Raw genomic sequence first — 4,035 nt, forward strand, 5'->3', positions numbered from 1 at the left:
ATGAACGGCTACCGTAACACTACATAAATATTTCAACTAAAACCGTTAGAACCAGGAACGTTCAAGATATCCTTCTCACGTCCCATTCTCTCATTGATTGAATGATCTTCATAACTATGATCCAAGGGCAGGAGACAGATTAGGAATTTAAACCCACAGGTTCGATAGAGATTTGCAAGCCTAAAGCCCCAACGATTTTACTTACCGTTGAAAATTGGGGATTTCCTGACTCTGACAGTGCCTTGTAAAGACTTTCTCTTCCTAGATCGGTTTCTATGGCTATCTGACTCATCCCTTGGTTGGCTTTGATGACATTTCTCAAAGCGAGATAAAACTCTTCCGGGGAGCCTTCATGTAGCGCATCATTGAGATAAAGAGCCACATATTCTGGATCTCGTAAATCACGATCCAAGCTTTCTTGCATACTTTTGAGCTTCATCCTTATATTGCCTCCATAGAGCTTTGGCTTGAGCGATATCCTTCTTTTGGCTACTTTTGTCCCCGCCCCCGACAAGTACGATGACCGTATTTCCGACACGGGTAAAATAGACTCGATATCCTGACCCGAAATGCAGCCGTAGTTCATAAATGCCCTCCCCTACTGAAGAGGTATCCCCAAAATTCCCTAGTTCAATACGGTCTAAACGCCGTCTAACCCTAACTTTGGTGATTTTATCCCTCAGTGAATCGTACCATTCTTCAAAAGGGACTTTTCCCTCATCAGTCTCTAAGAGCTTGATGTCAATTGTCGATTTCATTGGGAGAATGTATCCTACAAGATACATTCTAGAGGAACAAAACCACCGAAGTCAACCGAAAACAGAGACCCAAAGTAACTTTATAGTAGAGTTACTTAGATGGAGTCAATAACGTTATAATAGAGTTATTTTAAAGTAGAGTTATTATAAAGTTACTAAGGAGTTATAAGCGATGGCAACCGATAAAAACAAGGTTTCAGCCTATTTAGACGATCTGGACTTTCAGCTACTAGGGGAGTTAGCCGGTAATTATCGGGTGAGCAAATCTCAGATCATCAGCAGGGCTATCCGTGCTATGCCATTACATCCTAATCATGAAAGTGGAGTTAATACCCCTAATAATGCCGTGACTCAAGTAGAGTTTCCGGACAACTCCACTATAGAGTCATTGGTAGAGAATAAGCTAGAGTCGTTATTCAAAGGAGTTATTAACGGTACAGTAGAGTCAGAAAAAGAAAAGGAGTTAGTGGAGTTACTAAGTAGCGTTATTAACTCTCAAGTGGAGTCATCAGTGGGGAGTCGTATTAATGAAGCGATGGCACTCCAAAAGCCAACCCTAGCCTCCTATCAAGCCGATCTCCCCACAACAGAACCATTAACCGCATCAACAGAGGTTTTCAATACACACGAATTTCCTATAGAATTCGGACAAACAATAGAAGATGAAGAGTTAAGTTTTCCCGAATTATCAGACTTAACAAGCCAAAATCAAGATATTCCCCCTCAGACTAACCCCTCCTCAGACAAAAAGGACATCAAAAAGGGAGAAGGAGTGGAAGACAATAAAAATGTAATTGAAGTCGGTGAAGTAACTCAAAGGTTCACCGATAGGGAAGTACAGAGAATTTTGCAACAAGAGAAGATCCTTACAACCAGCACTCAAAATATTACTAAGTGGAGAAAAGGCCAAAGCAACCCTAGAGGACTAAACAAGAAAATCTTGGATCACTTCAAGCCTGATGGCGATCGCTGGATAAGGCTACCCTCATGAGGAAAGAAATAGAACCACACACAGCGATTTTTTGCTCAAAGCATCATACTCTTCATAAGATCCTCACCATAAGCTTGCCTTTGTTCCTGTTCACTTAACAGAAGATCATCATTCGACTCATCATCATCCTCTTCAATGGGCATTGCCACAGAGACCAACTGAGTCGGATGGGACAGCCTTTCCCTAATTTTTTGCTGATCTACTACTTCTAAATCCATATTCAGTGAAGCATATTGTTGGATCGCCCTAGCCCAACTTAAACACTGTTCAGCACACTGAATAGCGATCCCCTGAAACTGAGGATCATTCTTATCCATCACAAACGGCAAAAAACGAGCTTCTAACGTTTGTGCAGCCAACATCTGTTGATTAAAAGGATTCTCCTGTAAATAACTAATACACTTACCCAGTCCCGAATCAGGATTCGCACGAAGTTTAATATGTTTATCCGTTTCTTTTGACACCATTAGGCCGCCTCCTTCTGCTCGACTTCATAACCAGAGAAAATGGAAAAGAAGCCCCAAACATCCGTAAAACGGTTAATCAAGTTCAGTTTCAGAAACTCCTCATTGTTCTCTTTAATCTCCTTATCGATCCTTAACGCCTCTCCCAATTCCGAAGGACAAGCGGAAGGCATCAACACCTCTATGCCCTCAAAATAATCCGACACCAGATCCAACAAAAATTCGGCAGCCCCACCACAGCAGAACACCCCATCAATTTCTGTCTTTGGCCGTAACGTCGAATTTAACCAATCAGACACTAACGCCCAATATTCCCTTAAACTCGTATCGTAAGCCATTGAGAGCTTCGATACCTCAATGGCTGCTCGTTCTTTATCCGTCGACTTTGTAATCACCGACCAATTTATCTCACTGGCAATCTTTTTCGGCCAAGACCCTTGTTTCCAATAACCGTTATGTTGGGTCTTAATCGCTCGTAAGACATCATTTCTTGACAATCCTGCCACCTTATGCCCCATTTTATCGGTTAAATCATAAAAACCAAGCTCAGTGGTACTGCAAAGTTGACGACAGAGCGTGCCTTTCCTAAAAAACAAACTCGACGTATTCCGATGCCCAAACATCAAAAAGGCGACATTTTTTCTCGTAAAAGCAGACCGGTCATTCATACCCGTCCACATGGCCAGTCCACTGCCTTCCGGGACACACTTATATCGTTCTAACTTCACCTTTAGACGTTGGTGGCGAAAGTAAAACCCACGCAGGGACGACTTTAATTCCGACTCTAACTGTTCCGTTGAAGTGATCTCACCGAAAGGCAGCAACACACCTAAATCTAAACGGAACTCAGTTCCTAACCCTTCTCGTTCTGCGATCGCTCCAATAGCTCCCAAAATCTTCGGGGTAGCGATTTCCCACTTTAACGTCTTTAAATTGACAGAAGCTTTGAAATCATCAGCCACACGCCCCACTGCATGGCACTTTTCTCCCTTCTTAAACTGAATCCAAGCATTATCTTCTGGTCTTCCCATTCCAGAATCTACCGGCAGCGAAGCAACGGACTCTGGAGGTAACGCCAAATGTTCAGGCTCCATCACCATATATTGAACATCAGATCCTTCCACTTGATAAAGAATTTTATTTAACGAACTCCCCACATCAAAGCAGACAACGACCTTTTTAAGCGGTGTCTGGGATTTAGCACCCTTTGATCTCCTGCGAGGGGTTTTATCCTTATATTGCTGCTCACCATGATTAACCACAGTTTCCATCTGAGACTCAGACTTATGGGTAATGGGTAGCTCCTGAGAGTCATTTAACTCAGCACTCATTGAGTCTCCCCCCTGCAATGTTTCGCTCATACACTCCTCATGACTTACACTCAACACATCCACTGCCATTTTTTTAGTTACAGAGGCCGTGGTTTTTTTTCTTTATCTCTCAACTTTCTAAAAAACCCCGATTTTCTTAATACTTATTTAATGTCACTAAACGTCACTATTTGTCATTAAACGTTACTGACCCCTACCTAACGTCACTATTCGTTATCAGATCAGCGACCCTGACTCGGTTTTTGACCCGGATCTGACCCTAAATCGATAACCAATCATGACCCTTAACAACGAAGAGTAACGTCTAGTAACGTCCAGTAACCTCTAGTAACGGGCTTTTTTTACGCCCCTAGCTGTCGGATTTGACCGATTTTGCTGCCATCTAGGGTGTTAGTTTGTCACCTTCCCGTCAGGGAAGCCAGCGTACTCCATGTTGGGACATTTTGGCTATACTAGCCAAAAGTCCTTACAGAGTAGCTGTCCAGGGGGAT

The 4,035-nt window shown here is 42.8% G+C and carries 5 protein-coding genes; 1 reads left to right on the forward strand and 4 read right to left on the reverse strand.

Annotation, left to right across the window (positions count from 1 at the left end):
• Positions 1 to 139: 139 nt before the first annotated feature.
• On the reverse strand, positions 140 to 424 hold the full coding sequence (locus P9B04_RS15900; protein WP_342055966.1) for an addiction module antidote protein: 285 nt from the start codon (positions 422 to 424) through the stop codon (positions 140 to 142).
• Complete coding sequence (locus P9B04_RS15905) at positions 402 to 758, reverse strand: type II toxin-antitoxin system RelE/ParE family toxin (RefSeq protein WP_342055967.1); 357 nt, start codon at positions 756 to 758, stop codon at positions 402 to 404. The genes P9B04_RS15900 and P9B04_RS15905 overlap by 23 nt, the downstream gene beginning before the upstream one ends.
• 172 nt (positions 759 to 930) lie before the next feature.
• Between P9B04_RS15905 and P9B04_RS15910 the strand changes: the two genes are divergently transcribed.
• Positions 931 to 1,749 carry a hypothetical protein gene (locus P9B04_RS15910; protein WP_342055968.1) on the forward strand — a complete coding sequence of 273 codons (819 nt, stop codon included), beginning with the start codon at positions 931 to 933 and terminating at the stop codon, positions 1,747 to 1,749.
• Between the two features lie 35 nt (positions 1,750 to 1,784).
• On the opposite strand, the gene P9B04_RS15915 is transcribed toward P9B04_RS15910, so the two are convergent.
• Both P9B04_RS15915 and P9B04_RS15920 read right to left on the reverse strand, forming a co-directional pair.
• Complete coding sequence (locus P9B04_RS15915) at positions 1,785 to 2,216, reverse strand: hypothetical protein (protein ID WP_342055969.1); 432 nt, start codon at positions 2,214 to 2,216, stop codon at positions 1,785 to 1,787.
• Complete coding sequence (locus P9B04_RS15920) at positions 2,216 to 3,574, reverse strand: ParM/StbA family protein (protein ID WP_342055970.1); 1,359 nt, start codon at positions 3,572 to 3,574, stop codon at positions 2,216 to 2,218. The genes P9B04_RS15915 and P9B04_RS15920 overlap by 1 nt, the downstream gene beginning before the upstream one ends.
• Positions 3,575 to 4,035: the final 461 nt, after the last annotated feature.

It is taken from the genome of Crocosphaera sp. Alani8, from assembly GCF_038442745.1.
Classification (GTDB): domain Bacteria; phylum Cyanobacteriota; class Cyanobacteriia; order Cyanobacteriales; family Microcystaceae; genus Crocosphaera.

What these genes read in the sequence shown, in the direction of transcription:
- P9B04_RS15915 (WP_342055969.1), bottom strand. Translation starts at nt 2,216, where the DNA reads ATGGTGTCAAAAGAAACGGATAAACATATTAAACTTCGTGCGAATCCT.
- P9B04_RS15910 (WP_342055968.1), top strand. Translation starts at nt 931, where the DNA reads ATGGCAACCGATAAAAACAAGGTTTCAGCCTATTTAGACGATCTGGAC.
- P9B04_RS15900 (WP_342055966.1), bottom strand. Translation starts at nt 424, where the DNA reads ATGCAAGAAAGCTTGGATCGTGATTTACGAGATCCAGAATATGTGGCT.
- P9B04_RS15905 (WP_342055967.1), bottom strand. Translation starts at nt 758, where the DNA reads ATGAAATCGACAATTGACATCAAGCTCTTAGAGACTGATGAGGGAAAA.
- P9B04_RS15920 (WP_342055970.1), bottom strand. Translation starts at nt 3,574, where the DNA reads ATGAGCGAAACATTGCAGGGGGGAGACTCAATGAGTGCTGAGTTAAAT.